Genomic DNA, 25,014 nt, shown 5'->3' on the forward strand with positions numbered 1-25,014 from the left:
CCGGCCATGAGGTGGCCGTACCCGGCCCCTCCCAGGCGCCACACCGGAACCGATGGACGCGCCACCGCCCCACGAGCGGCGGGGCGGTTGGTAGACATGGAGCGACACCTTTCAGGACACCCAAGGAGTACATGTGGCAGGCAACCTCACGCGCGACGAGGCGCGGGAACGGGCCCGGCTGCTCACCGTCGACTCGTACACGGTCGAGCTCGACCTCACGACGGGTGAGGAACGGTTCGGTTCCACCACCGTGATCCGGTTCGGCGGCACCGAGGCCGGCGCGTCGACCTTCGTCGACCTGCACGGCGCCGTCGTGCGCGAGGCCACGCTGAACGGCACCGCGCTCGACCCCGCCACCTACGACGCCGAGAAGGGCCGGCTGCCGCTGCCCTCCATCGCCGAGTCCAACGAGCTGCGCGTCGTGGCCGACTGCGCGTACTCCCGTTCCGGTGAGGGCCTGCACCGGTTCGTGGACCCGGTGGACCAGAGCGTCTACCTGTACACGCAGTTCGAGACGGCCGACGCGCACCGGATGTACACGTGCTTCGACCAGCCCGACCTCAAGGCGACGTTCGAGTTCACCGTGACCGCGCCCGAGGACTGGCAGGTCGTGACGAACGAGGCCGCCGACCGGAGCGAGGGCGGTTCCTGGCACTTCCCGCCGACGCCGCGCGTCTCGACCTACATCACGGCGCTGATCGCGGGCCCGTACCACGTCGAGACCGACGAGTACCGGCGGGCGGACGGCAGCGTGATCCCGCTGGGCGTCTACTGCCGCGCGTCGCTGGCCGAGCACCTGGACGCGGCCGCGATCGTGGACGTGACGCGGCAGGGCTTCGCGTACTTCGAGGACGTGTTCGGGCGGCCGTACCCGTTCACCAAGTACGACCAGCTGTTCGTGCCGGAGTTCAACGCGGGCGCGATGGAGAACGCCGGCGCCGTCACGTTCCTGGAGGACTACGTCTTCCGGTCGCGGGTGACGGACGCCGCGTACGAGCGCCGCGCCGAGACGATCCTGCACGAGATGGCGCACATGTGGTTCGGCGACCTGGTCACCATGCGCTGGTGGGACGACCTGTGGCTGAACGAGTCGTTCGCGACGTACATGAGCGTGCTGTGCCAGGCAGAGGCCACCAAGTGGAAGGGGTCCTGGACGACGTTCGCCAACCTGATGAAGGCGTGGGCGTACCGGCAGGACCAGCTGCCGTCCACGCACCCCATCTCGGCGGACATCCCCGACATCCAGGCGGTCGAGGTCAACTTCGACGGGATCACCTACGCCAAGGGCGCCAGCGTGCTCAAGCAGCTGGTCGCGTACGTGGGCCGCGACAACTTCCTGGAGGGCGTGCGGCGCTACTTCCGGCGGCACGCGTGGGGCAACACGGTCCTGTCGGACCTGCTGGACGCGCTGGAGGAGACCTCCGGCCGCGACCTGGCGTCCTGGTCGAAGGAGTGGCTGGAGACGGCGGGCGTCAACACGCTGCGGCCCTCGTACGAGGTGGACGCGAACGGCGACTTCACCTCGTTCGCCGTGCTCCAGGAGGCCAAGCCGGACTACCCGACGCTGCGCTCGCACCGCGTCGCGATCGGGCTCTACGACCGCACGGACGAGGGCCCTGACGCGGTCGCCGGGGGGAGCGGGGGGTCGTCCCCCCGCAGCAAACTCGTGCGGCGGGAGCGGATCGAGCTGGACGTCGTCGGCGCGCGCACCGAGGTCAAGGAGCTGGTCGGCAGGAAGCGGCCCGACCTCGTCCTGGTGAACGACGACGACCTCACCTACGCCAAGATCCGGCTGGACGACCACTCGCAGTCGACCCTCGTCTCCGGCATCGGCGACATCAAGGACGGGCTGCCGCGCGCCCTGTGCTGGTCGGCGGCGTGGGACATGACGCGGGACGCCGAGATGGCCACCCGCGACTACGTCAAGCTCGTCATCAGCGGCATCCGCGGCGTCACCGACATCTCGGTCGCGCAGACGCTGCTGCGGCAGACGCGCACCGCGCTCCAGCAGTACGCCGACCCGGGCTGGCGCGCCACGGGCCTCGGCCTGCTCGCCGACGCCCTGCACGAGCTGGCGACCGGCGCCGAGGCCGGGTCGGACTTCCAGCTCGCCTACGTCCAGGCGTTCGCCGGCACCGCCGTCTCCGACCGGCACCTGAACGTGATCGCCGGGATGCTGGACGGCTCGGAGGTCCCCGCCGGGCTCACCGTCGACACCGAGCTGCGCTGGACGCTGCTGCGCCGCCTGGTGGTGACCGGCCGCGCCGGCGAGGCCGAGATCGACGCCGAGCTGGAGCGCGACCCGACCGCCGCCGGCGAGCGGCACGCGGCCGGCTGCCGGGCCGCGATCCCGACCGCCGAGGCCAAGGCCGCGGCCTGGGAGTCGATCATCGGCGGGAAGCTGCCGAACGCGGTGTTCCGGGCGACGCTGGGCGGGTTCGTGGAGCCCGACCAGGCCGAGCTGCTCGTCCCGTACGTGGACAGGTACTTCGCGGAGGTCGGCCGGATCTGGAAGGAGTGGAGCGGCGACATGTCCCAGACGTTCGCCGAGGTCGCCTACCCGTTCCTGGTCGTCGACCAGACCACGATCGACCGCACCGAGTCCTACATCGCCGAGAACCGGCCGCCGGCCGCGCTGGTGCGGCTGCTGTCGGAGGGCCGCGAGGTGGAAGGCTGGGACGGTGAAGACCGCGCGGGACGTACTGACGGAACTGGCACGAAGGCATGCGTTCGGGGACATCGAGGCGCTCGTGTCGAGCGGCCCCGTACTGGACGGGGACGCGACGCGGGTGGCGGCGCTGTGCGCGTTCGGGCAGCGGGTCCTCGACCTGGACGCCGAGGACTTCGGCATGCCCGAGGAGGTCGGGGAGGTCCCCGAGGATCTGCTCGAACGCGCCCATTTCAGCCGGATGCCGCAGCGCCCCCGCGAGTACCCCCGGGGCGCTCTCGCCAGCCTGCGCCCGGCGTACGCGCTGCTGCTGGAGGTCGTCGCGATCCGCTGGGAGCGGCGCGAGATGGCCGCGCTGGTGGCGGCGGTGCACATCGCCAGCGAGTACGCCGCGCTCCTGGCCTGGGAGCCCGTGCTCGGCCACGCCGGCGACCCGGCCCGGCTCAAGGAGGCCGTCACAGGCCCCGGCAGCCGCTTCGGCGTCGCGCTCGAACCCGGCGAGGCGCGCACCTGCGACCACACCCGCCCGGAGCGGTCGGCGTGCGACCGCGCCCTGCGCGTCGCCAACGAGCCCCCGCCCGGCTGGCGCGCCTACCTGGACCGCCAGCACAGCCAGGTCGCGCAGGCGCTGGGCGACTGCGCGGCCCGCTGCCGGACGCCGTGCTCTGTCATGGGCCGGCTGGACGCCGATGTACGGGCCGACCTGGAGGCGCGGTGCAAGCTCGCCGCCGAGTTCACGGAGGGCGCGCTGGTGAGGCTCCGGCACGCCGCGCCGGTAGGGCACGGCTTCGGTGTGCCCTCTCCCGAGGAGGTCCAGACGGCGTGGGCGCGTGCGCGCGCGTCGTTCAAGCGCCATCCGCTGGCGAAGGACGTCCTCGCCTCCGCCGAGGACGACACGTACCCGCTCCCGGGTCTCCCGGCCCTGTTCTCGGCGATCGCCGCTACCCGGATCGAGCCCGACACGCTCCTAGACGACGTCTCGTCCCGCCTCGTCGCGGCCCTGTCGTGAGGCGCTGAACGGCGCGAGCGCCGCTTGCAGGGAGGCCGAGGACGGCAGGTCCTCCATCATCACGGGCTCGCCACCGGAGTCGGCCAGAGGGACGCGCCAGTTGGGGTACTCGTCCACCGTCCCGGGCTGGTTCTGCGTACGGCGCTCCCCCACGGCGTCGGCCAGGGAGACGCCGATGAGTCGCGCGGGCGTACGGCACAGGAAGGCGTGCAGGGCCGCCGTAACCTCCGCGTCGTAGGAGGTGTCACCGGCCTCCACTGCGTGCAGCACGTCCTCCGGGGGCGTACCCAGCAGCCCTTCCTCGTGGAGCAGGCGCAGCCAGTCCGTGAGCTGCGCGCGGTGGTCGCCGAGCTCCGTCTCCACCGGGCGCGTGAGGAGGTCGAGGCGGTCGCGCAGCTCGATGTGGTCGGCGTGCAGGAACCCGGTGATGGGCGGCATGTCGTGGGTGCCGACGGTGGCCAGCGACGCCTCCCGCCATCCGGACGGCCTGCGCGGCCGCCCCTCGCCGTCCCGTTCGAACCACAGGAGCGAGGTGCCCAGGACGCCCCGGTCGGCGAGGTCCTCGCGCACCTCCGGCTCCACCGTCCCGAGGTCCTCGCCCACGACGACGGCGCCGGTCCGGGCCGCCTCCCAGACGAGCGTGGACAGCATCGCCTCCCGGTCGTACGCGACGTACGTGCCCTCCGCCGGAGAGCCGCCCTCGGGCACCCACCAGAGCCGCGAGATCTGCATCGCGTGGTCGAGCCGGAGGCCGCCGCCGTGCCGCAGGGCCGCGGCGAGCATGCCCCGGAACGGCAGGTACGCGGCCTCGGCGAGCCGCTCCGGATGCCACGGCGGCTGCCCCCAGTCCTGGCCGCGCTGGTTGAACTCGTCCGGCGGGGCGCCGACGCTCATCCCGGGGGCGAACATCGGCCGGTACATCCAGGCGTCCGCGCTGCCGGGATGCACGCCCACGGCGAGGTCGTGGACGATCCCGACCGGCATGCCGGACGCCCGCGCCACCGTCTGCGCCTGCGCGAGCTGCTCGTCCAGCTGCCACTGGAGCCAGGCGTGGAAGTCGACGCGGTCGGCCAGCCGCTTGGCCGCGTACGCGACCGCCGGGTTCTCCGCGTCGCGCAGCTCCGCCGGCCAGCGCCGCCAGTCCGCGCCGTGCTCCTCGCTGAGGGCGCTCCAGGTGGCGAACGCCATCAGCGGCGCCCCCTCCCGGTGGCGGTACCAGTCGAACGCCTCCTGCCTGGCGGTGCCGCGCGGAACCGCGTACACCGCTTCGAGCGCCTCGCGCTTCGTCTCCCATACGGCGTCCCTGTCGAGGGGCTCGACCGTCATGGCGGCGAAGCGCTCCCGGTCCCGGGCGGGGAGGGCGGCGTACTCCGCCACGTCCTCCACCCGCAGGTAGAGGGGACTGGCGAAGCGGCGGCTCATCGGCGAGTAGGGGGAGGGCGTGATGGGAGGCACCGGCTCGGTCGCGTGCAGCGGGTTGACCAGGAGGAAGCCCGCGCCCATCTCCTGGCCGCTCCACGCCGCGAGGTCCGCCAGGTCGTGCAGGTCGCCCATGCCCCAGGAGTTCTCGGACCGGACGGAGTACAGCTGGACCGTCAGGCCCCACGCCCGCGCCGGGGGTTCCAGCCGCTGCGGGGTGACGAGAAGGGGCGCGCCGACCTCCCGCCACTGGCTCCGGACGCGGACGCGCACCCGGTGCCAGCCGGCGGGCGTCCCCGGAGGCAGGTGGTACTGCTTCAGCAGCCCCTCGGGCGAGCGCACCGTCGTGCCGTGCAGCTCGACGCTGCCGCCCGTGGCCATGTCCAGCCACACCTCGTCCGCGCCGCGGGCGCCCCAGGGGATCCGGATCGTGCCGGGACGGCCGGCGCGCTGGAAGAGGATCGGCGGGAGCAGCCGGGTGCGCCGCTCCTCCTCCAGCCGGGCGAGGGTGTCCCGTACGGCCGAGGGCGTGGACACGTCCGCGCCCAGGGACGTGAGGACGGCCTTCAGCGTGTCCTCGGAGACGTCGGTGTCGCGCCCCCGCCAGTCCGTGTAGCGCGTCGCCACCCGATGCGCCGAAGCCAGCCTGTTCAGTTCCGCATCCGCCACGCTCTGACCCTGCCCTTTAGTCCGCGGCCCACCGCACTCCCTGACACCCCCTTACGCAATACCCCTGAGCGCGGCCTTAAGCTCCTGCCGGTCCCGGTCACTCGTTCCAGATGGGGGGCTTGCGGTCGATCCAGGGGCGCGCCTCCTCCAGTTGCGCCGCGAGCGACAGCAGGGTGCCCTCTCCCCCGAGGCGGCCCGCGAGCATGACGCCGATGGGCAGGCCGTCGGCGTTCCAGTGGAGCGGCACGGTGACGGCGGGCTGGCCGGACACGTTGTACGGCGCGCAGAACGGCGTGAAGTGCTTCTGGCGCTCGAAGTTCTCCGCCGGCTCCTGGCCGTGGAAGTGGCCGACCGGCACGGGCGGCCGCGCCAGCGTCGGATGCAGGATCGCGTCGAACTCGTTCATCACCGGGAACGCGGCGCGCAGGGCCGCCTGGAGCGTCGCGTGCGCGCCGAACAGCTCGGGGGCGGACGTGGCGTGCCCGCGCTCGCGCAGCCAGCGGGTGAGGGGCTGGAGGAGGTGCTCGCGGGCGGGGTCGACGGGGGTGACCGTGGCCATCACGCCCCAGAGCGTCTCGAAGATCGGCACCAGTTCGGGCCCGAGCACCTGCGGCAGCTCGACGACGTCGTGCCCGAGCTCCTCCAGCAGCACGCTCGCGTCCTCGTACGCCGCGACGCAGTCCGGGTGCACCTCGGCGCCCGGAACGGCCGGCTCGCGGCTGCGGGCGATGCGCAGGCGGCCCGGCGGGCGCTCGGCGTGGGCGAGGAAGGACCCGTCCGCCTCGGGTGCCCGGTAGAGGTCGCCGGGCATCGGGCGGGCCATCACGTCGAGCAGCAGGGCCGCGTCCCGGACGGTGCGGGCGATGGGGCCGTTGGTCGACAGGCCGAACAGGTCCGGGACGACCGGGCCCTGCGAGACCCGGCCGCGGGTCGGCTTGAGGCCGAAGAGCCCGCACGCGCTGCTCGGGATGCGGATGGAGCCGCCGCCGTCGCTGCCCTGGGCGACCGGCGCCAGCCCGGCCGCCACCGCCGCGGCCGCGCCGCCGCTGGAGCCGCCGGCCGACCGGGAGAGGTCCCAGGGGGTGCGGGCGGCGGGCGCGACGGCGCTTTCGGTGTAACAGGGCAGGCCGAATTCGGGGGTCGTCGTCTTACCCGGAAGGACAGATCCCGCTTGCCTCAGCAGGACGACGACGTTGTCATCGGCAAAACCGGTCAGATCATGAAAAATCGCCGAACCGAAGGTCATCGGCACGCCGTTCACCATGTTCAGGTCCTTGATCGGCACCGGGACCCCCAGCAGCGGCGGCAGCTCGGCGGGGTCGGCCGCCTCCGTGACCTGCTTCTCCGCCGTGCGGGCCTCCTCCCGGAACCGCTCTCCGGTCACCGTCACATAGGCCCCCACCTGGGCGTTCAGCCGTTCGATGCGGTCCAGGTAGTGGTCGGCCACCTCGACCGGGGACAGTTCGCGCGCACGGATCGCGGCGGCCAGCCGGATGGCGCTCAGATCATGGGTATGAGTCACACAGCGGAACGCTAGACGGCGGATGCCTCAGCATCAAAGATGGGCAACGGCGACCAACCGCGAAAGAGGGGCGCGAAGAGCGAGAGAACGGCCGTACCCGGTCATGCCAACAACCAACCCCATCGCGGCGGCGACAAAAGTATTAACCCGGCATGGCTAGTCTCCGAACGCGGAAAATGATTACTCTGCGCACGGAGGATCATGCCTGCCCGACGAAAGGAACACGGAGCGTCACTCATGGCGATCACGGAGCGGGGCGACACCAACGGGGCGCGGGGGCAGCCTCAGGAAACCTCTGCCGGCGGGCCGCAGGACCGGCCGCCCGGGCGGGGGTCGTTCGACGAGCTGCTCAAGCAACCGCGCGTGCGCCTGTGGCTCTGGCGCGCCGGCGCGGCGGTCGTCCTGGCCCTGGTGGCCTCGATCCTGGTCAGCGTGCGGGTCGGGCTCACCGTCGCCGTGCTGGCCGTCGTCGCCGACGTGGTGCGCCGGTCCCGCACGGACTCCAGCGTGCCCGCGTGGCAGCGGTCCTCGGCCGCCGAGCGGCGCACCGAGAAGCAGCTGCGCTCGCTGGAGAAGGGCGGCTACCACGTGCTGCACGCGCGGGCCGTCCCGCGCGACGACGAGGGCGTCAGCGACGGCCGGATCGACCACCTGGTCATCGGCCCGAGCGGCGTGTACGCCATCGACTCGGAGAAGTGGGACAAGCGGCTCCCGGTGCGGACGCTCTCCCATCGCAAGCTCTTCCACGGCCCGTTCAACAAGAAGGACCGGCTGGACGAGGCGCGCTGGGAGGCCGAGCAGGCGGCCAAGATCATCGGCACCCGGGTCGGGTTCGACGTCCCGGTCCAGGCGTCGGTGGCGATCTACGGCCCGTCCATCCCGTGGAAGGTCATGCGGGTCCGGGACGTCGACGTCTACGCCGGCAACCGGGCGCGCGGCTACCTGCGCCGCCGGCCCAAGGTGCTGACCGAGACCGACATCATGCGGATCTACCAGGCCGCGCAGAAGGCCCTTCCGCCCAAGTATCCCGACGCGGCCGCGCATCTGGACGGCCCGCCGGCCGAGACGGCGGCCGCGCAGCCGGCCTCCGCGCAGTCCGCGCAGTCCGCGCAATCCGTGCGGGCCGCCGAAGGAGAGAAGTAGGCGCCGTTCAGGGGGCGGCCCTACTCTTCCCCAGGGCCGCCTGCCCCTTCCCAGGGCCGTCTGACTTCCCCGGCACCGGCCGCTTCCCAGGACCGCCCGGTTCTCCCTGGGCCGCCTGGCTCTTCCCCTGGTTCACCTGGCTCTTCTCCTGGGCCGCTCGGCCAGGACGCACCCGGCGTGCTCACCTGCGCGCGGTTGATACCATCGAGCGATACGGGCCGGCCCTACACGACCTCTGCCGAGCCGGCCGCAGCGCCGCGATCCGCCGCTGCACACACGAATCGGGAACAGCCCCGGAAATCTTGATCGTTCCGCCCGCCGCGAGGACGCGGCCGCCGGACGTACGATCGATGCCGGAGCACGTCACAGGTTGGAGAGGTCTCGGATGCCCCCGCTCAGGTCACGTACGGTCACCCACGGCAGGAACATGGTGGGCGCGCGCGCCCTCATGCGCGCCAGCGGCGTAGAGCGGGAGGACTTCGGCAAGCCGATCGTGGCGGTCGCCAACAGCTTCACCCAGTTCGTGCCCGGCCACGTCCACCTGCGCGAGGTCGGCGACATGGTCGCCGCCGCGGTCAAGGAGGCCGGCGGCGTCCCCCGCGAGTTCAACACGATCGCGGTCGACGACGGCATCGCCATGGGCCACGGCGGCATGCTCTACTCGCTGCCGTCCCGCGAGCTGATCGCCGACGCGGTCGAGTACATGGTCAACGCGCACTGCGCCGACGCGCTGATCTGCGTCTCCAACTGCGACAAGATCACCCCCGGGATGCTGATCGCCGCGATGCGGCTCAACATCCCCACCGTCTTCGTCTCCGGCGGCCCGATGGAGGCCGGCAAGCCGGTCGAGGGCGTCAGCGGCGGCCACAAGCTCGACCTGATCGACCCGATGATCGCCTCCGCCGACGAGTCGGTGTCCGACGAGACGCTCGCCAAGATGGAGGAGGCCGCCTGCCCGACCTGCGGCTCCTGCTCGGGCATGTTCACCGCCAACTCGATGAACTGCCTCACCGAGGCGCTCGGGCTGGCGCTGCCCGGCAACGGCACCGTCCTGGCCACCCACACCGCCCGCAAGAAGCTGTACGCCGACGCGGGCCGCACCGTCGTGGAGATCGCCAAGCGCTACTACGAGCAGGACGACGACGCGGTCCTGCCGCTCAACATCGCCACCCGCGACGCGTTCGAGAACGCCATGGCGCTCGACATCGCGATGGGCGGCTCCACCAACACGATCCTGCACCTGCTGGCCGCCGCGCACGAGGGCGCCGTCGACTTCGGCCTCAAGGAGATCGACGAGCTCTCCCGCCGCATCCCCTGCGTGTGCAAGCTCGCCCCCGCCACCCCCGAGTACCACGTCGAGGACTGCCACCGCGCCGGCGGAATCCCCGCCCTGCTCGGCGAGCTCGACCGGGCCGGGCTGCTCAACCGCTCCGTCCACGCGATCCACGCCGCGTCCCTGCCGGAGTGGCTGGCGGCCTGGGACGTCCGCTCCCCCGACATCGCCCCCGAGGCCGTCGAGATGTACCACGCGGCGCCGGGCGGCGTCCGCACCACCCAGGCGTCCGGCCAGAGCGCCCGCTGGGACGACCTCGACCTCGACCGCGAGCGGGGCTGCATCCGCGACGTCGAGCACGCCTACACCACCGACGGCGGCCTGGCCGTCCTGTACGGCAACATCGCGCCCGACGGCGCCATCGTGAAGACCGCCGGCGTCGAAGAGGAGCTGTGGACCTTCACCGGCCCCGCGGTCGTCTTCGAGAGCCAGGACGAGGCGGCCGAGGGCATCCTCGGCGGCAGGGTCAAGGAGGGCGACGTCGTCGTCATCCGCTACGAGGGCCCCAAGGGCGGCCCCGGCATGCAGGAGATGCTCTACCCGACGAGCTTCCTGAAGGGCCGCGGCCTCGGCAAGGCATGCGCGCTGATCACCGACGGCCGGTTCTCCGGCGGCACGTCCGGCCTGTCCATCGGCCACGCCTCCCCCGAGGCCGCGGCCGGCGGCGACATCGCGCTGGTCGAGGACGGCGACAGCGTCGTGATCGACATCCCGCGCCGGATCCTCCAGCTGGACGTCCCGGAGCACGAGCTGGCCGCCCGCCGCGAGAAGCTCCAGGCCGACCTCGGCGGCTTCCGGCCCCGCGACCGGCAGCGCCCGGTCACCGCCGCCCTCCAGGCGTACGCGGCCATGACCACCTCGGCGTCCACGGGCGCCGCGAGGGACATCGGCCAGCTCGGCCGCTGACCGTACCGTTCGTGGCACGCCGCCTCTATCCTTGGTGGCGTGCCACGCTATGACTACCGCTGCCGCGCGTGCGGGACGAACTTCGAGGTGTCCCGCCCGATGAGCGAGGCGTCCGCGCCAGCCTCCTGTCCCGACGGTCACGACGACACCGTCAAGCTGCTGTCCACCGTCGCGGTCACCGGCGCGGCCCGCGGCGGAGCCCCCGCGCCCCCGCCGGCGGGCGGCGGAGGTTGCTGCGGAGGCGGCTGCTGCGGCTGACCGGTCGAACGGGATGAGCGGGCCGAACGAGATGAACGGCCCGCTCAGGCGGCCGGCTCGCTGACGTAGGCGGCCCACTGGGGGTCGCCGTCGTTGACGATGCCGATCAGTCTCCAGTGCGCGCCGCGCGGGACGCCGGGCGTGACCTTGAGGGTCCAGCCGATCTCCTCCAGCAGGCGGTCGGCCTTGCGGTGGTTGCAGGGCGTGCACGAGGCGACGCAGTTCTCCCACACGTGCTGGCCGCCGCGGCTGCGCGGCTGGACGTGGTCGATGGTCTCGGCCCGGCGGCCGCAGTAGGCGCAGCGGAAGTTGTCGCGCCGCATCAGCGCCGCGCGGGTGAGCGGGACGCGGGTGCGGAACGGGATCCGGACGTACCGGCGGAGCCTGATGACCGACGGCACCTCGATCGACATCGCGGCCGAATGGAGCACCGCGCCCGAGGCGTCGGTGTGCACGACCTCGGCCTTCTCCCGCAGGATCAGGCAGACGGCCCGCCGCATGGAGAGCGTCGTGAGCGGTTCGTAGGTGGCGTTCAGGAGGAGCACCTGTCTCATCGGGCGTCCTCCACCCGGCTCTGCGTAGCCTCGGCGGACGCGCGCGGACGCGCCTCCCACCGAGGCCCGAGTATTATCTCCGGCACCTGCGAACCCGCCATGAGGACCTCCTCAGGGGCGAACCGACCCGCAATCAGTGTGGCGCCTGAGGAGGCGGTCCGCTACCCCATTAATCCCCCCAAGGACTGCGAATTGAACGCGCCTTGACCTGACCCGTGGTAATGAGCGGCGTTTCAGGGCACCTGCGTGACGGCGTTCAGGTTCGGCCTCGGCTCGGGGCCCTCCTCCCGTTCGGGCGGCGCGACGGCGGTGGCGGCCCCCTCGCTCGGCACGGACGAGACGGGCGTCCCCGCGTCCGCCGGGGCCTGCGCGGGCGGCGACGACTGCCCCTTCGGCGGGGCCTGCTCCTTCGGCGCGGACTGCTGCTTCGGCGCGGTCTGTTCCTTCGGCGCAGACGGCGTGTCCGTCGTGTTCGGCGTGTTCGGCGAGGTCTGCGCGTCCGGCGTCGACTGCGCCGGCGGCGCGGCCGTGTCGGTGGCGGGCGCGGTGCCGTGGCGCCAGGTCACCCGGCCCTTGACCTCGACGGCGCCCGCGGCGTCCCGCGGCAGTTCGGCGACCAGCACGCCGCTCTTCTCCCCGTCCGGCCGCAGCGCGCGGTAGTCGCACCGCACGGCTCCCTCGCGCACGCGGCAGGGCGCGCTCACCGAGGAGACCTTGAGGCGTGGCGTCAGGGTGTGGACGAGCTTGAGGTCGTTCACGGCCTTGGCGCCGCGGTTGTGCACGGTCCAGCGCCAGGTGACCCGGTTGCCGGACTCGGCGAACTCCGGATCGGAGTACCGGAACTCCACCTCACCGCCCTTGGGCGGTGCCGCCTGCGCGGGCCCGGCCGCGAGCGGCGCCACCGCCGCGGCGGCGGCGAGGACGGCGAGGCGGGCGGGCGCGCGGCGCCCGCCGACGATGCGTTTCATGATCAAACCCCCGTTGATCGAATCCGCTGTCCCCCCCACTACTACCAAGATGACCTGCGCATACACCCTCCGACACGGCCGCGCCGCCAGGTCGGTACGGCGCTTTGCCGGAAAGCTTCCCGACTCGCCGGAACGCGCCGTCCTGTATCGGCCGCGGGGACGGCGCGGGCAGGGACGGGAGCCGCATAAAGTGCAGATCATGAACCGACCGCCGTACCCGCCCGCCCAGCGCGAGGACATCGTCGACGATCTCCATGGGCACCAGGTGGCCGACCCGTACCGCTGGCTGGAGGACCGCGCGGGCGGCGACACCGAGGCATGGCTCGCGGCCCAGGAGCAGCTGTTCCAGGAGCGGATCGGCGGGCTCCCCGGGCGCGAGCGCCTCCGCGAGCGGCTCACCGAGCTGCTGTCGGCCGGCAGCGTGGGCCCGCCCGTCTGGCGGGGCGACTGGTGCTTCTACACCCGGCGCGGCGCGGACCAGGAGCACCCCGTCCTCTACACCGCCGGCCCGGACGGCGGCGAGCGCGTCCTGATCGACCCGATGGCGCTCGACCCCGCCGGCACCACGACGCTGGACGGCTGGCAGCCCGACAAGGAGGGCCGGCGGCTCGCGTACAAGATCTCCAAGGGCGGCGACGAGGAGTCGCTCCTGTACGTCATGGACGTGGCAACCGGCGAGCGCGTCGAGGGCCCGATCGACCGCGGCCGCTACTCCGCCGCGGCCTGGCTGCCCGGCGGCGAGGCGTACTACTACGTCCGGCGGCTGCCGCCCGGCGCGGTCCCCGCGGGCGAGGAGCAGTACCACCGCCGCGTCTACCTGCACCGCGTCGGCACCGACCCGGAGACCGACGACGTCCTGATCTTCGGCGACGGGCTCGACAAGACCAACTACTACGGCGTGGGCGTCAGCCGCGACGGCCGCTGGCTCACGATCTCCGCGTCCCAGGGGACGGCGCCGCGCAACGACCTGTGGATCGCCGACCTGCACGCCTCCGCCCCCGAGGCGCCCGCGCTGCGGGTCGTCCAGGAGGGCGTGGACGCCGGGACGAGCCTGCACGTGGGCCGCGACGGCCGCGCGTACATCTTCACCGACCGCGGCGCGCCGCGCTCCCGGCTCTGCGTCGCCGACCCGGCCGACCCCGCGTACGAGAACTGGCGCGACCTGGTCCCGGAGGACCCCGAGGCGGTCCTCACCGACTACGCGATCCTGGACGGCGTGCTGCTGGCCGGCTGGACCCGGCACGCGATCAGCGAGATTACCGTGCACGACCTGGCCACCGGCGAGCGGACCGGCACCGTCCCGCTGCCCGGCCTCGGCACCATCGGCGGGCTCGTCGAGCGGCCCGAGGGCGGCCACGAGGCGTGGTTCGCCTACACAGACAACGTCACCCCGACGCGCGTCCTGCGGTACGACGCGCGCACCGGCGAGGCCGGCACGTGGGCCACCGCACCCGGGACGGTCGACGTCCCCGAGATCGAGTCGCGGCAGGTCACGTACACCTCGTACGACGGCACCGAGGTCCGGATGCTGGTGCTGTCCCGGCCCGGCGCCACCGGCCCCCGCCCCGCGATCCTGTACGGCTACGGCGGCTTCAACATCTCCCTCACGCCCGCGTACTCCGCGAGCATCCTCGCCTGGGTGGAGGCCGGCGGCGTCTACGCCGTCGCCAACCTCCGCGGCGGCTCCGAGGAGGGCGAGGAGTGGCACCGCGCCGGCATGCGGGAGAACAAGCAGAACGTCTTCGACGACTTCCACGCCGCCGCCGAGAAGCTGATCGCCGACGGGCTGACCACGCCCGCCCGCCTGGCGATCTCCGGCGGGTCCAACGGCGGGCTGCTCGTCGGCGCCGCCCTCACCCAGCGCCCCGACCTCTACCGCGCCGTCGTCTGCTCCGCGCCGCTCCTCGACATGGTCCGGTACGAGCGCTTCGGCCTCGGCCAGACCTGGAACGACGAGTACGGCACCGCCGCCGACCCCGAGGAGTTCGGCTGGCTCCTCGGTTACTCGCCGTACCACCGCGTCCGCAAGGGGGTGGCGTACCCGGCGGTCCTGTTCACCGTCTTCGACAGCGACACCCGCGTCGACCCGCTGCACGCCCGCAAGATGTGCGCGGCGCTCCAGCACGCGACGTCCGGCGACGCGCCGATCCTGCTGCGCAACGAGGCGGAGGTGGGGCACGACGCCCGGTCCGTCAGCCGCACGGTGGGGCTGATGACCGACACGCTTTCGTTCATGGGGGCGCAGACCGGGCTGTTCTGACGGCCGTTCGACGGGAACCGCTCGCACCGGAGACCGCGCCCGTTCCCGCGGTACGTAAGGTTCGTCACACCGTGGGTGAACGGCGGGCGCGGCTAATTGACGCGTGGTCGAATAAAGGGTGTGAACGCCTCGATGCTGAGCGGCCGTGCCGTGCGCGAGCGGATCCTCGGGCTGCTGGACGCGCCGCCGGCCGTCCCCGACTTCTCCGCCGGCTACCTCGACCTGCTGCCGCCGGGCGAGGAGGCCGCGCCCAGCATCGCGCAGCGGGTGATGGAGTCGGCGTTCCTGCCGCAGATCTACGAGCGGGTGTGGCGGCCGGTCGGGTTCAACCTGGCCAAGGGCTGGCCGCTCGGGCCGGACACGGCCCAGGAGCACGCGCTGGCACGCGCCTGGCTCGGGCTCGGCGCGGACCGCCCGGACGCGAACGTCCTGGACGTGGCGTGCGGCCCGGGGAACGTCACCCGCGCGCTCGCCGCGGGAACCGGCGAGGACGGCCTGGTCGTCGGGCTGGACGTGGCCGAGGGGATGCTCGCCCGCGCCGCCCGCGACACCGCCGACCCCCGGGTCGGGTACGTCCGCGGCGACGCCGTGGACCTGCCGTTCCGGGACGGGACGTTCGACGCGGTCTGCTGCTTCGGCGCGCTCTACCTCATCGACGACCCGTGGCGGGCGCTCGACGGCATGGTGCGGGTGCTCCGGCCCGGCGGCCGGCTGGTCGTGCTGACCAGCCGGCGGCCGGGGCTGCCGCTGAGCCGGCTCGGCGGCCGCGCCATCGCCGAGGTGTCCGGCGTCCGGCTCTTCGGCGACGGCGAGATCACCGGCTTCCTGCGGGCGAGCGGGTTCGAGGACATCAGGCGGCGCCGCTACGCGGCCATGCAGATGGTCGGCGCCACCCGGACCTGAGGGCCCGCGTCAGCGGAGCCGCTTCTCCAGGTAGACGTTCACGATGCCGCCGATCGGCTCGCGCCGGGTCACCGTCCAGCCGAAGCGGCGGTAGAGGGCGAGCGCGGGCCCCTGGAGCTCGGTGGTGTCGGCGCGCAGGACGCGGTAGCCGTACTCGGCGGCGCGCTGCTCCAGGGCCTCGACGACCGCGGCGCCGTAGCCGCGGCGCTGGACGTCGGGGCTGACGCGCAGCCGGACCATCTCGACGGCGTCCAGGGCCGGGCCGCCCAGGATGTAGCCGCCCAGCGCGCGGTCCTGGCCCGCGGGGACCAGGTCGGCGCGGCGCAGGCCGCCCATCGCGACGATCCGGCCGTCCAGCTCGCCGACCAGGAACTCGCCGTCGTTGCGCAGGTAGATGTCCTCCATCCGGAAGAAGTCGTGGTCGTAGTAGACGCCGTCACCGGGGCGCAGGCCGACCTGTGCCAGGCCCTCCCGGTGCAGGTCGAGGACCGTGCCGTGGTCCTCGTTGCGGTAGCGGCGCAGGTAGAGGTCGCCGAACCCCCAGGCGGGCGGCTCCCCGCGGAGCCGGACCAGGGTGCGGGCCGCGTCTCGGAACGCCATGTCAGACCTGCTGGGCCGGGGGAACGGCCGGGTCGGTCGTCGGGCTGGTCACCGAGGGGCCCGCGAGCGCCTCGTAGAAGTCCTGGAGGCCGGGGAAGCCGGGGTGCTTGGCGCCGACCGCGGCGCCGATCTGCCGGGCCCGGTGGACCAGGATGTCGGAACGGTGCTCGGGGGGAAGGTCCAGGATCGCGTCCCGGCCCGCGTGCAGCGCCCCGTCCGGGTTGCCCGCGTGCAGCTGGCAGGTCGCGCGGTCGAGCCGGACGAGGGTGCGGTCGACCCGGTCGGTCGGCGAGTACAGCGTCAGCGCCCGGCTCAGCACCTCGTCGCCGTGCCGGTGATCGCCGAGATTAGTGAAGGTGTCACCTTCGTAGAAGGCCATCTGCCGGTCGGTGAAGCCGAACGCCAGATCACCGGTCTGTTCGGCGCTGAGCTGGTCGAAGACGGCCCGGCCGCGCACCAGGGCGCGGCGGGCGCTGGGCGCGGCGTCGCCCCGGCCCCGCATCGCCAGCAGGCCGAGCGCGCGGGCCTCGACGGCGGGCGCCATCGCGGCCGCGACCCCCGGGCTGCGGCCGGCGAGGTCCTGGGCCTTGCGGGCCAGGTGCAGCGCCTCCCGCGGGTCGCCGTAGTACATCGGGACCAGCGACTCGCGCACCGTCACCCAGGCGCGCAGGTGCCGGTCGCCGGTCTCGTCGGCGGCCGTCCGGGCCGTCCGGAAGAACGAGCGGGCCAGCCGGTGGTCGCCAAGGTTGATCATGATCAGGCCGGACAGGCCGGACAGCTGGGCGGCGATGCGGCACAGCCGCTCCTGGAGCTCGACCGGCTGCCGCTTGTCGGCCATCCGCCGGACCTCGCTGAAGTCCAGCAGCACGTCGCACAGCATCCGCAGGGACGGGGTGGCCTGGTACTGGCGGCCGTAGCCGAGCGTCGTCTCCTCCCACTGGTCGAGCATCGTCGGCGACACGGTGGCGCTGACCAGGGTGTCGTCCATCTTGCGACGAAGGTTGTCGACGGCGCCGAGGAACTGGCCGTCGAGCGCCACGCCCGCTCCGGCCAGCAGTTGCAAAAGGGTTCTACGAAGCACGATGTCCTCCTCTCCCACATCGATGGAGACGGGGCCGCCGGCGCGGTCGGCGCCCCGAAGTTCACTGACGGAGATCCAATGTTGGTCGCCCGGCTGTCCGACGACCGTGCCCTCGAGCGGTCGGTCCGGCACCGGAGCGAGAGGGGAGCGCTCCGGGACGGCGGGATGCTGCGCGGCCACCGCGGCCGCCGGTCCGGCCGCGTGACCGCGGCCGCAGATGCACGGGCTCTGGTACCCGAGCTCGTCCGGTTCGACCCGATATACGGCGCAGAGGTAATGGAGGTATTCCGGTCCGGGCCGCTTGTAGCCGCTCTCGTACGCCGACAGCAGGGTCTCCCCCAGACGCGGCAGGGGTTTGCCGTCGACCTCGTACAGCGCCTTGACCTGGGCCACGACGTCGGACAGGGCGACGCCGTGCGAGAGCCGGTGAGCCTTGACCCGGCTCGTCCCGAAAAGCGGCCCGCATTCGTCGTGGATGCGCTCCGCGATCTCTACGGGACATTGCCCTCGGGCCAGACCACGCGCGCGTATTTGGCGCGCAATGTCGGTTTCTTTCCTGGGGGGATCCGACATCGGTTCCGGCCTCCTCACCGCTGGGGCCAGAAGAGGGATAAACACCCCGCTTCCGGACACGGCGACCGGTTTTCTAGATGGCCACGACAGATAACTTGGTGCGCACAGAGCGTAACTCTGACGGCGAGGCCGGCCAAGCCATTCCGCAGAAACTCCGGTGATGGGGAGTGCGTCCCGGATACCGAGGTAGAGATTCTTCCTCCGAAGAGGGGGATCCTCTTCCCGCGGATGAGGTGTACCACCCGGCACCGGAGGGGTCCCCTTGACCGCGGGGTGTGAGAGTTGCAATTCTCGCGGCGTGTAACGGAGCGAATCCACAGAGTTCGATCTTCGATCACGCGGATCGAGGGCGGGCCAGTGTACAGAACGTGAGCGGTCTTCATGACGGAGGGGGTGGGCAGGGTGGTCACGGACAGACGCACGGGCTACCTCGAGGAGCTGGAGCACGAGCTCGGCACGCGGGGGCTCGTGGCCAGGGTCGTCCGGACCCGGTCGGGGCCCGCCTTCCTGCGGGTGGTCAACCCGGACGCGGCCAGCCTGGCCGAGGACGTCACCTGCGCCCCCTGCCCGGAGTCCCCCGGCCACTACTTCTGGTGGTCCTGGGGGGAGCGCATGCACCGGGTGGACGACCCGGACGGCGCCGCCTCCAAGCTCGCGAACGTGCTGCGGCCCCTGTCCTGCCTCCGCGGCAAAGAGTTCCCCAGGGAGCAGTTCAGCGGGGAGGCGTTCCCTGGGGGGCTTCATCGTCCGCCGGAAACGGCGGTGGAGTGGCCGGCCGGCCACTCATAGAGCCGGGCGTGTCCCGCGGGGTCGCGGCCGGAACGGCGCGGCAGCCGCCGGCCTCGCGGGACACGTTCGTCCGGTGCGTCCGCGGCGGGCCTTCCGTACGGAACGTCCGCCGCGGTCCACCGGCCTCACCCGCCCGGGCTCCCGGGCGGCTCACGGGCCACCCCGTCCGGTGCCCGGCTCCGGCCGGGCGCCTCACGCGGGTTCGGGGACCGGGAGCGCGGGCGGGCAGGCCGCCGCTCCTGCCCTGCCCTGACCGTCCCTGCGCGGCACCGCACCCGCGCCGCGCATCGCGCCTCCCCGCGCCCAGACCACGCCGCGGACCCGTCTTCCTCACACCCGTATCGCCGGGTCCGCGGCCTTCCTACCAGTCCCTCCCCGGCCGGGTCGCCGCTCGTCCGGCGCGTACGAACCGCTCGTCACGTCCCCTACGATCGGGCTCGTACCGCCGCGGGTCCACGGCGAGTCGACGCGACGTCCACGAACCGGCCGGGGAGGGTCTGCCCGATGTCACTCACGCTCGGTCCCTTGCGCCTCCTCGCCCAGGAGGGCACGCCGGAGGCCGCCTGCAACAGCAAGAGCCCAAGCGTGGCCTGCCGGATGGTGTGGAACGTCTCGCACAACGATGACTTCACCCGGTTCTTCCACGCCTGGCTCGACAGGCCGCTGACCACGCTCTTCTGGATCACCATGATCCTGGTGATCGCGCTGGTGCTGCGCTCGATGGCGCACCGCATGATCACCAGGATCACGCTGCGGATGGCCGAGAGCACCATGTCGGCCAAGGTCCGCGAGCACTCCCGGACCATCTTCGACGGCAGCCCCGCGCTGCTCAACCAGCGGCGCGCCCAGCGGGCCCAGACCATGGGCTCGGTCCTGCGCAGCATCGCGTCGATCGTGATCATGGGGCTGGCGTTCTTCAGCGTCCTCGGGCAGATCGGCCTCAACCTCACCCCGGTGCTGGCCAGCGCCACCGTGATCGGCATGGCGGTCGGCTTCGGCGCGCAGAACATCGTCAAGGACTTCCTGGCGGGGCTGTTCATGCTGCTGGAGGACCAGTACGGCGTCGGCGACGTGATCGACGTCGGCAGCGCCAAGGGCACGGTCGAGGCCGTCACCCTGCGGGTCACCCGGATGCGCGACGTGAACGGCGTCGTCTGGTACGTCCCGAACGGCGAGATCAAGAAGGTCGGCAACGAGTCCCAGAACTGGGGCCGCACCGTCCTGGACATCCCCGTCGACATCGGCGAGGACGTCGAGAAGGTCAAGGAGATCATGAAGCGCACCGCCGACGAGCTGTCGGTGGCGGCCGACTGGGACGAGATCATCCTGGAGGAGCCGTCGGTGTGGGGCGTCCAGGCGCTGGCCGGCGACGCCGTGATCGTCCGGATCGTCCTCAAGACCGCCCCGGGCCGCCAGGCGGACGTGGCGCGCGAACTCCGCGAACGCGTCAAGAAGGCGTTCGACGAGGCCGGCATCGCCGTCGCCAGCCCCGCCGCCCCCTGATCCGGACGGCCCGCGATTCGTTAAATGATCTTGCCGAAACCGCCGGACTCTCACACTCCTCACATAGGGTGGACAGCGCTGTGACTCCACCCACCGCCGAAGCGGCGGGCTTCCTGCGGCGTCGACTCAGCGCCGCCGCAGAGGACCAGCCCGGCCCTGTTCAGGATGTTCGCCGCGCCGACATGATCGGCGTTGGCCGCGTACCCGCACGCGGTGCACCGGAAGTCGGCTTGGGTGAGGCGGTTCTCCCGTGCGCAGTGCCCGCAGCGGGGGCAGGTGCGGGAGGTGTTGCGGGCGTTCACTGCGATCACGCGGCGACCGGCGCTTTCAGCCTTGTTCGCCAGGATCGTCAGGAACCGTCCCCAACCCGCGTCGAGGATGGCGCGGTTGAGTCCGGCCTTGGCGGCGGCGCCGTTGGGCAGGAACGCGCCGGGCATGTCCGGGGCGGGCTTGGGTACGGGTGTGCGGGTCATACCCGCAGTGTTGAGCCGCTCGTGCGCGATGACGTCATGGGTGGTGACCAGGGTGCGGGCGGTCTTGTGGTGGAAGTCCAGGCGTTGCCGCCGGATCTTGGCATGCAACCTGGCGACCTTGCGGGCGGCGGCCCGGTGCCGCTTGGTGCGCTGCCGCGTCCGCTCGGGGAACGTGGCCAGATGCCGCTGAGCTGCGGCCAGTTCCTCACTGGCGGCCTCCAGGAATCGGGGATTGGCGACATGCCGGCCGTCGGAGGTGGTCAGGAAGTGCACGATCCCCACGTCGACGCCGACAGCCGCGCCGGTGGGCGGGAGCGGTTCGCCGGGCACGTTGTCGCAGGCCAGAACCACGTACCAGCGGGTGCCCTCGCGTTTGACGCTGATCGTTTTCACGCGGCCCCGGACCGGACGGTGCTGGTGGACGCGGACGTGCCCGACGCCCTGGAGCCGGAGGCGGGTCTGCGGGTCGTGCGGGGTGGAGTCCCAGCGGCACCCGTCGCCGTCCTTGGGGAAGACGACGGTGTCGAAGTGCCCGGCGCCCTTGAACCTGGGATAACCAGGGCTCTCGCCCCTTTTCACGCGGCGGAAGAACGCGGCGAACGCCCTGTCCAGGCGCCGCAGCGTGGCCTGCTGCGAGGAGAACGACCAGCGACCCTGACGTTCAGCGTCGTATGCCCGGATCTCCTTCAGCTGCGCGGACTGGTCCCCGTACCTGACCTTGGTTCTGGAGGGGTGCCGGTAGGCGTCCCGCCGCTCCTGCAACGCGGCGTTGTACAACGAGCAGTGATCGCGAAGCTACGCGTCCAAGGCCTGCCGCTGACCCACGGTCGGGCGCAGCAGGAACTTGCAGGCGCGGATCACCATTCAAGTATGCATGTGCACGCACATTCGTGGGACGGTTTTCTCTCCAGAGGGCGGCCCGGCCATGCCGGGCCGCGCTGAGGGCCTCCGATACCCCTACCTGCCGAAGCACGTGTTTCCCTCGAAGGAGTCCTGATGGCTGAACAGGTGACGTTTTACGAAGCGGTCGGCGGTGAGGAGACCTTCCGGCGCCTGGTCCACCGCTTCTACGAGGGCGTGGCCGAGGATCCGCTGCTCCGCCCCCTCTACCCGGAGGAAGATCTCGGGCCGGCCGAGGAGCGGCTGCGGCTCTTCCTCATCCAGTACTGGGGCGGGCCCGGCACCTACAGCCAGGAGCGCGGCCATCCGCGGCTGCGGATGCGGCACGTGCCGTTCGTGATCGGCGAGGCCGAGCGGGACGCCTGGCTGCGCCACATGCGGGACGCCGTGGACGAGCTGGAGCTGCCCCAGGAGCTTGAGGACATGCTCTGGCGCTACTTCACCATGGCCGCCAAGAGCCTGGTCAACTCCCCCACCTGAACGGGCGGCGCCGGCCGGCCCCTCGGCGGGATCGGCCGGCGCCCGGCGGGCTACAGCGGCGGCCGCTGCTTGAGCATCGGGTCCTCGGCGTCGGCCGGGGTCGACAGGATCCCGGCGCGCTGCTGAGTGCCGGCCCAGCGCATCAGGTCCGCGAGGGCCCGGGTGCGCTGCTCGGCGGGTAGCCGGTCGATGAGGCGGCCGCTGTGGTTCATGCCCGGCGCCTCGTACACGGCCGAGTCGCGGCTCCCGCGGCCCAGGCGGAAGCGCTCGGAACCCCACGGGTCGTTCTCGCCGTACAGGAACATCAGGCGGCTGCCGTGGTCACGGACCCACCGGTCGATGTCCCGCATGGCGCGGCCCCTGTCGAACCGCATCGGGATGTCGCGCGGGACGTACGTGCGCGGCTGGTAGCTGTCCTCGTACCGCAGCAGGGGGCGCAGGTGCGTGAACTGGGGCTTGCCCCAGCCGAGCTGCGTGCCGGCCTGGTAGTAGTACGGGATGTACGGCTCCAGGCCCTGGTCGGTGTAGAACGACAGTCCCGCGATGGCGTCCAGGCTCGCGTAGAGGGCGTCGTCGGAGGCGTCCAGAGGGGGCAGGGACGGGCAGTCGGACTGGAGCATGTACTGCCAGAAGCCCCATTCGAAGTCCATCACCGAGTTCTCGAACGCGCGGTCCGGGGTCTTCAGGATGGAGAACGTCCAGCCGTTCCGGGCGGCGTCGGCCTCGAACCTCTCCAGCATGGCCGGCCGGCGCTTCAGGAACTCGCGGGCCAGGCTCTTGACGTGCGCGCGGCAGCGGTCGTCGGAACCGACGGTGGCGAAGAACCGGTCGTAGCGGCTGTCCTCGTCGTTGTCGACGTCGTTGGGCGCGACGTAGACGACGCTGCCGTCGACGTCGTTCGGGTAGAAGCGCTTGTGGTAGACGGCGGTCATGCCGCCCTTGCTGCCGCCGGTGGAGATCCACCGGCCCTGGTAGATCTTCTTCAGCGCCCTGATCAGCCGGTGCTCGTCGGTGGCGGCCTGCCAGATCGTGTCCTTGGTCCAGTCCGTGGGGACGGGCCGGGACGGGGTGAAGTACCGGTACTCCACCGAGATCTGGTTGCCGTCGACGAGCGCGGTCGGCTCCGACCGGAACATCGTCGTCGGGGTGTTGTAGCCGCTGGTGTAGAGCACCATCGGCCGGTCCGCCGACTTGTGCTGGAGCAGCACCCGCTGCTCGAACCACTGGCCGTTCGGGCGCCGGTGGTCGACCGGCTGCCGGTAGCTCAGCCAGAACCAGCGGTGGCCGGGCAGCGTCGAGGTCCTCTCCTCGACCTTCATGCCCGGGATCGCCTTCAGCTCGGCCGCGATGTCCGCCGCCGCGGGCTCGGTCCGGGTGGGCTCCCGGGTGGGCTCAGCCGCCCATGCCGTGGTGCCGGCACCGGACAGGCCCGCGGCGAGCATGAGCGCCGTCGCTCCGCGTGAGACGCGCCGCATCCTTCCCCCTTCGTCCGTGGGTCGTGGGATCGCCACGATCGCGAAGGACAGTAGAGGGAAATGTCAGAACAAAGCAGACAGCGGGGACGCTCGTTACCGATCCGTGACGGCGCGCGCCGGAGCGTCCGGGCGCGTACGGGCCCGGCCGCGCGGGGTCAGACCCAGCCGCCGGTCACCAGATGGGCCACCAGCCACACCAGGCCCACCAGCAGCCCGAGCCGGCGCAGCTGCCAGCCGGCCGGCTTGCCGCGCACGGCGAAGACGTTCCAGATGACCTCGGAGAGCGTGTCGCCCTGCCGCCGGTTGAACAGCGCGGGCAGCTCGATGGCGAAGAACATCATCACCCAGAAGATCCAGGCGGCGAGATAGGGGGACATCGATCACCTCACTCGGGGGGAGTTCCTTACTGGTTACTCCCCGTAAGTGATGATCGTCACCCCAGGTCAGGCGGGTGGAAACGGCGCGGTCCCGTCGTCCCACGGCGCCAGCCGCTCGAAGAACCGCTCGTCGCGCCAGCGGCCGTCCACGTAGATGTGCCGCCGCGCCACCCCGACCGCCGTGAAGCCGTTGCGCCCCAGGACGCGCTGGGACGCGTGGTTGTCGACCCGCGTGAACGCCTCCACCCGGTGCAGCCGCAGCTCGCCGAACGCGATGTCGAGCGCCTGCCGGACGGCCTCGGTCGCCACCCCGCGGCCCGCCCGGTCGCGCGCCACCCAGTAGCCGACGAAGCAGCTCTGCAACGGCCCGCGCAGGATGTTGTTCAGCGTGATCCGGCCGGCGATCCGCCCGTCCACCAGGATGACGCCGGGCCACATCTCGCCCGCCTCGCGCGCCTGGAGCAGGTCGCGCACGTTGCCGCGCTGGCCCTCCAGGGTGAAGTACGCGTCGTCGCGCTGCGGCTCCCACGGCCGCAGGTACTCGCGGTTGGCGCGGCACAGGGCCGCGAGCGGCGCGGCGTCCGCGGGCCGGACGAGCCGCAGGCGGACGTCGACGGCGGCCCGCGGGCCGCCCTCGATCATCGCGGTCATGCGCGCGGGGCCGCGTACCGGCCGATGAACTCGCGCTCCTGCGGCGTCCAGCGGCGCAGCCGGTTCGCCTCGACGTCGAACGCGACCAGCGTGGAGGTCGCCTCGGCGTACACGTTCTCGTCGTCGCGCACCTCGTAGGCCAGCTTGAACGAGGCGGCGCGGGCCTCGGTGACCCACGTCTCGACCCGGATCGGGTAGACCGTCGGCAGCAGCGGGACCCGGTAGTCGATCTCGTGGCGGGAGATCACCATGCCGCGGACCGGCTGCTCGCCCTTGCGGACCGGGTCGCCGTGGAACATCTCCAGCCGGGCGTCCTCCAGGTAGCCGAGGAACTTGACGTTGTTCACGTGCCCCTGGGAGTCGATGTCGCCGAACCGGACGTGGAACTCGTACACATGGCGGTACTCGGCCGGGGGCAGGGTGTTGTCGGGCATGTCCTCGCCTGGGGGTTCGACGGCAGCGGTCGCGGGATCGCGCCGATGTTACCCGCCCGTTCGGCC

At 72.2% G+C, this 25,014-nt stretch carries 19 protein-coding genes and 1 pseudogene; 9 read left to right on the top strand and 11 right to left on the bottom strand.

Features of this window, described 5'->3' with window-relative positions:
• Positions 1-133: 133 nt before the first annotated feature.
• Positions 134-2,701, top strand: a pseudogene (pepN, locus tag ACA361_RS30645) (aminopeptidase N); the annotation flags it as partial.
• Positions 2,702-3,635: 934 nt separating this feature from the next.
• Here the strand turns inward: pepN and malQ are convergent.
• Positions 3,636-5,723 (bottom strand): 4-alpha-glucanotransferase, encoded by a 2,088-nt coding sequence (malQ, locus tag ACA361_RS30650; RefSeq protein ID WP_375017718.1) that lies wholly within the window; start codon positions 5,721-5,723, stop codon positions 3,636-3,638.
• 139 nt (positions 5,724-5,862) lie between these two features.
• Positions 5,863-7,287: an amidase gene (locus ACA361_RS30655; RefSeq protein WP_375017720.1), complete on the bottom strand. Its 1,425-nt coding sequence runs from the start codon at positions 7,285-7,287 to the stop codon at positions 5,863-5,865.
• Positions 7,288-7,524: 237 nt separating this feature from the next.
• On the opposite strand from ACA361_RS30655, the gene ACA361_RS30660 reads away from it, so the two are divergent.
• The 3 genes from ACA361_RS30660 to ACA361_RS30670 all read left to right on the top strand — a co-directional run bounded on the left by ACA361_RS30660 (position 7,525) and on the right by ACA361_RS30670 (position 10,927).
• Entirely contained in the window at positions 7,525-8,430 is a 906-nt protein-coding gene (locus ACA361_RS30660) for a nuclease-related domain-containing protein (RefSeq protein WP_375017722.1), read from the top strand.
• 385 nt (positions 8,431-8,815) lie between these two features.
• Positions 8,816-10,669 (top strand): dihydroxy-acid dehydratase, encoded by a 1,854-nt coding sequence (gene ilvD, locus ACA361_RS30665; protein WP_375017723.1) that lies wholly within the window; start codon positions 8,816-8,818, stop codon positions 10,667-10,669.
• Positions 10,670-10,708: 39 nt separating this feature from the next.
• Positions 10,709-10,927 carry a zinc ribbon domain-containing protein gene (locus tag ACA361_RS30670; protein ID WP_375017725.1) on the top strand — a complete coding sequence of 73 codons (219 nt, stop codon included), beginning with the start codon at positions 10,709-10,711 and terminating at the stop codon, positions 10,925-10,927.
• 44 nt (positions 10,928-10,971) lie between these two features.
• Here the strand turns inward: ACA361_RS30670 and ACA361_RS30675 are convergent, their stop codons facing one another.
• On the bottom strand, positions 10,972-11,481 hold the full coding sequence (locus ACA361_RS30675) for an HNH endonuclease (protein ID WP_375017727.1): 510 nt from the start codon (positions 11,479-11,481) through the stop codon (positions 10,972-10,974).
• A 233-nt stretch (positions 11,482-11,714) separates the two neighbouring features.
• Positions 11,715-12,449 (bottom strand): hypothetical protein, encoded by a 735-nt coding sequence (locus tag ACA361_RS30680; protein WP_375017728.1) that lies wholly within the window; start codon positions 12,447-12,449, stop codon positions 11,715-11,717.
• A gap of 199 nt (positions 12,450-12,648) precedes the next feature.
• Between ACA361_RS30680 and ACA361_RS30685 the strand changes: the two genes are divergently transcribed.
• Together ACA361_RS30685 and ACA361_RS30690 are read left to right on the top strand one after the other, a co-directional pair.
• The gene (locus ACA361_RS30685) at positions 12,649-14,709 is read left to right on the top strand and encodes a prolyl oligopeptidase family protein (protein WP_375017730.1); all 2,061 of its coding nucleotides are present in this window, start codon (positions 12,649-12,651) and stop codon (positions 14,707-14,709) included.
• 120 nt (positions 14,710-14,829) lie between these two features.
• Positions 14,830-15,612 (top strand): class I SAM-dependent methyltransferase, encoded by a 783-nt coding sequence (locus tag ACA361_RS30690; protein ID WP_375017732.1) that lies wholly within the window; start codon positions 14,830-14,832, stop codon positions 15,610-15,612.
• A 9-nt stretch (positions 15,613-15,621) separates the two neighbouring features.
• Here the strand turns inward: ACA361_RS30690 and ACA361_RS30695 are convergent, their stop codons facing one another.
• Together ACA361_RS30695 and ACA361_RS30700 are read right to left on the bottom strand one after the other, a co-directional pair.
• Positions 15,622-16,212: a GNAT family N-acetyltransferase gene (locus ACA361_RS30695; RefSeq protein ID WP_375017734.1), complete on the bottom strand. Its 591-nt coding sequence runs from the start codon at positions 16,210-16,212 to the stop codon at positions 15,622-15,624.
• A gap of 1 nt (position 16,213) precedes the next feature.
• Entirely contained in the window at positions 16,214-17,866 is a 1,653-nt protein-coding gene (locus ACA361_RS30700) for an XRE family transcriptional regulator (protein ID WP_375017736.1), read from the bottom strand.
• 402 nt (positions 17,867-18,268) lie between these two features.
• Here ACA361_RS30700 and ACA361_RS30705 point away from each other — a divergent pair, with 402 nt between their 5' ends.
• Both ACA361_RS30705 and ACA361_RS30710 read left to right on the top strand, forming a co-directional pair.
• Entirely contained in the window at positions 18,269-18,655 is a 387-nt protein-coding gene (locus ACA361_RS30705) for a hypothetical protein (protein ID WP_375017737.1), read from the top strand.
• A gap of 504 nt (positions 18,656-19,159) precedes the next feature.
• Positions 19,160-20,158: a mechanosensitive ion channel family protein gene (locus ACA361_RS30710; RefSeq protein WP_375017738.1), complete on the top strand. Its 999-nt coding sequence runs from the start codon at positions 19,160-19,162 to the stop codon at positions 20,156-20,158.
• Positions 20,159-20,217: 59 nt separating this feature from the next.
• On the opposite strand, the gene ACA361_RS30715 is transcribed toward ACA361_RS30710, so the two are convergent.
• Positions 20,218-21,408, bottom strand: a complete 1,191-nt coding sequence (locus ACA361_RS30715) for an RNA-guided endonuclease InsQ/TnpB family protein (protein WP_375017740.1) — start codon at positions 21,406-21,408, stop codon at positions 20,218-20,220.
• A gap of 219 nt (positions 21,409-21,627) precedes the next feature.
• Here ACA361_RS30715 and ACA361_RS30720 point away from each other — a divergent pair, with 219 nt between their 5' ends.
• Positions 21,628-22,011 (top strand): globin, encoded by a 384-nt coding sequence (locus tag ACA361_RS30720; RefSeq protein ID WP_375017742.1) that lies wholly within the window; start codon positions 21,628-21,630, stop codon positions 22,009-22,011.
• 50 nt (positions 22,012-22,061) lie between these two features.
• Here ACA361_RS30720 and ACA361_RS30725 read toward each other — a convergent pair whose 3' ends face one another.
• From ACA361_RS30725 to ACA361_RS30740, 4 genes are all read right to left on the bottom strand, one after another.
• Complete coding sequence (locus ACA361_RS30725) at positions 22,062-23,486, bottom strand: S28 family serine protease (RefSeq protein WP_375017744.1); 1,425 nt, start codon at positions 23,484-23,486, stop codon at positions 22,062-22,064.
• Positions 23,487-23,641: 155 nt separating this feature from the next.
• The gene (locus ACA361_RS30730) at positions 23,642-23,863 is read right to left on the bottom strand and encodes a hypothetical protein (RefSeq protein WP_375017746.1); all 222 of its coding nucleotides are present in this window, start codon (positions 23,861-23,863) and stop codon (positions 23,642-23,644) included.
• Positions 23,864-23,929: 66 nt separating this feature from the next.
• Positions 23,930-24,514: a GNAT family N-acetyltransferase gene (locus tag ACA361_RS30735; protein ID WP_375017748.1), complete on the bottom strand. Its 585-nt coding sequence runs from the start codon at positions 24,512-24,514 to the stop codon at positions 23,930-23,932.
• Positions 24,511-24,948, bottom strand: a complete 438-nt coding sequence (locus tag ACA361_RS30740) for an acyl-CoA thioesterase (protein WP_375017750.1) — start codon at positions 24,946-24,948, stop codon at positions 24,511-24,513. The genes ACA361_RS30735 and ACA361_RS30740 overlap by 4 nt, the downstream gene beginning before the upstream one ends.
• Between the last annotated feature and the right edge of the window lie 66 nt (positions 24,949-25,014).

The sequence above is a fragment of the Actinomadura sp. 21ATH genome (assembly GCF_041951345.1).
Taxonomy (GTDB): domain Bacteria; phylum Actinomycetota; class Actinomycetes; order Streptosporangiales; family Streptosporangiaceae; genus Spirillospora.

Coding starts and splice junctions, on each gene's coding strand:
- ACA361_RS30660 (WP_375017722.1), top strand. CDS start 7,525: ATGGCGATCACGGAGCGGGGCGACACCAACGGGGCGCGGGGGCAGCCT.
- ilvD (WP_375017723.1), top strand. CDS start 8,816: ATGCCCCCGCTCAGGTCACGTACGGTCACCCACGGCAGGAACATGGTG.
- ACA361_RS30675 (WP_375017727.1), bottom strand. CDS start 11,481: ATGAGACAGGTGCTCCTCCTGAACGCCACCTACGAACCGCTCACGACG.
- ACA361_RS30680 (WP_375017728.1), bottom strand. CDS start 12,449: ATGAAACGCATCGTCGGCGGGCGCCGCGCGCCCGCCCGCCTCGCCGTC.
- ACA361_RS30685 (WP_375017730.1), top strand. CDS start 12,649: ATGAACCGACCGCCGTACCCGCCCGCCCAGCGCGAGGACATCGTCGAC.
- ACA361_RS30695 (WP_375017734.1), bottom strand. CDS start 16,212: ATGGCGTTCCGAGACGCGGCCCGCACCCTGGTCCGGCTCCGCGGGGAG.
- ACA361_RS30700 (WP_375017736.1), bottom strand. CDS start 17,866: ATGTCGGATCCCCCCAGGAAAGAAACCGACATTGCGCGCCAAATACGC.
- ACA361_RS30710 (WP_375017738.1), top strand. CDS start 19,160: ATGTCACTCACGCTCGGTCCCTTGCGCCTCCTCGCCCAGGAGGGCACG.
- ACA361_RS30720 (WP_375017742.1), top strand. CDS start 21,628: ATGGCTGAACAGGTGACGTTTTACGAAGCGGTCGGCGGTGAGGAGACC.
- ACA361_RS30725 (WP_375017744.1), bottom strand. CDS start 23,486: ATGCGGCGCGTCTCACGCGGAGCGACGGCGCTCATGCTCGCCGCGGGC.
- ACA361_RS30730 (WP_375017746.1), bottom strand. CDS start 23,863: ATGTCCCCCTATCTCGCCGCCTGGATCTTCTGGGTGATGATGTTCTTC.
- ACA361_RS30735 (WP_375017748.1), bottom strand. CDS start 24,514: ATGACCGCGATGATCGAGGGCGGCCCGCGGGCCGCCGTCGACGTCCGC.
- ACA361_RS30740 (WP_375017750.1), bottom strand. CDS start 24,948: ATGCCCGACAACACCCTGCCCCCGGCCGAGTACCGCCATGTGTACGAG.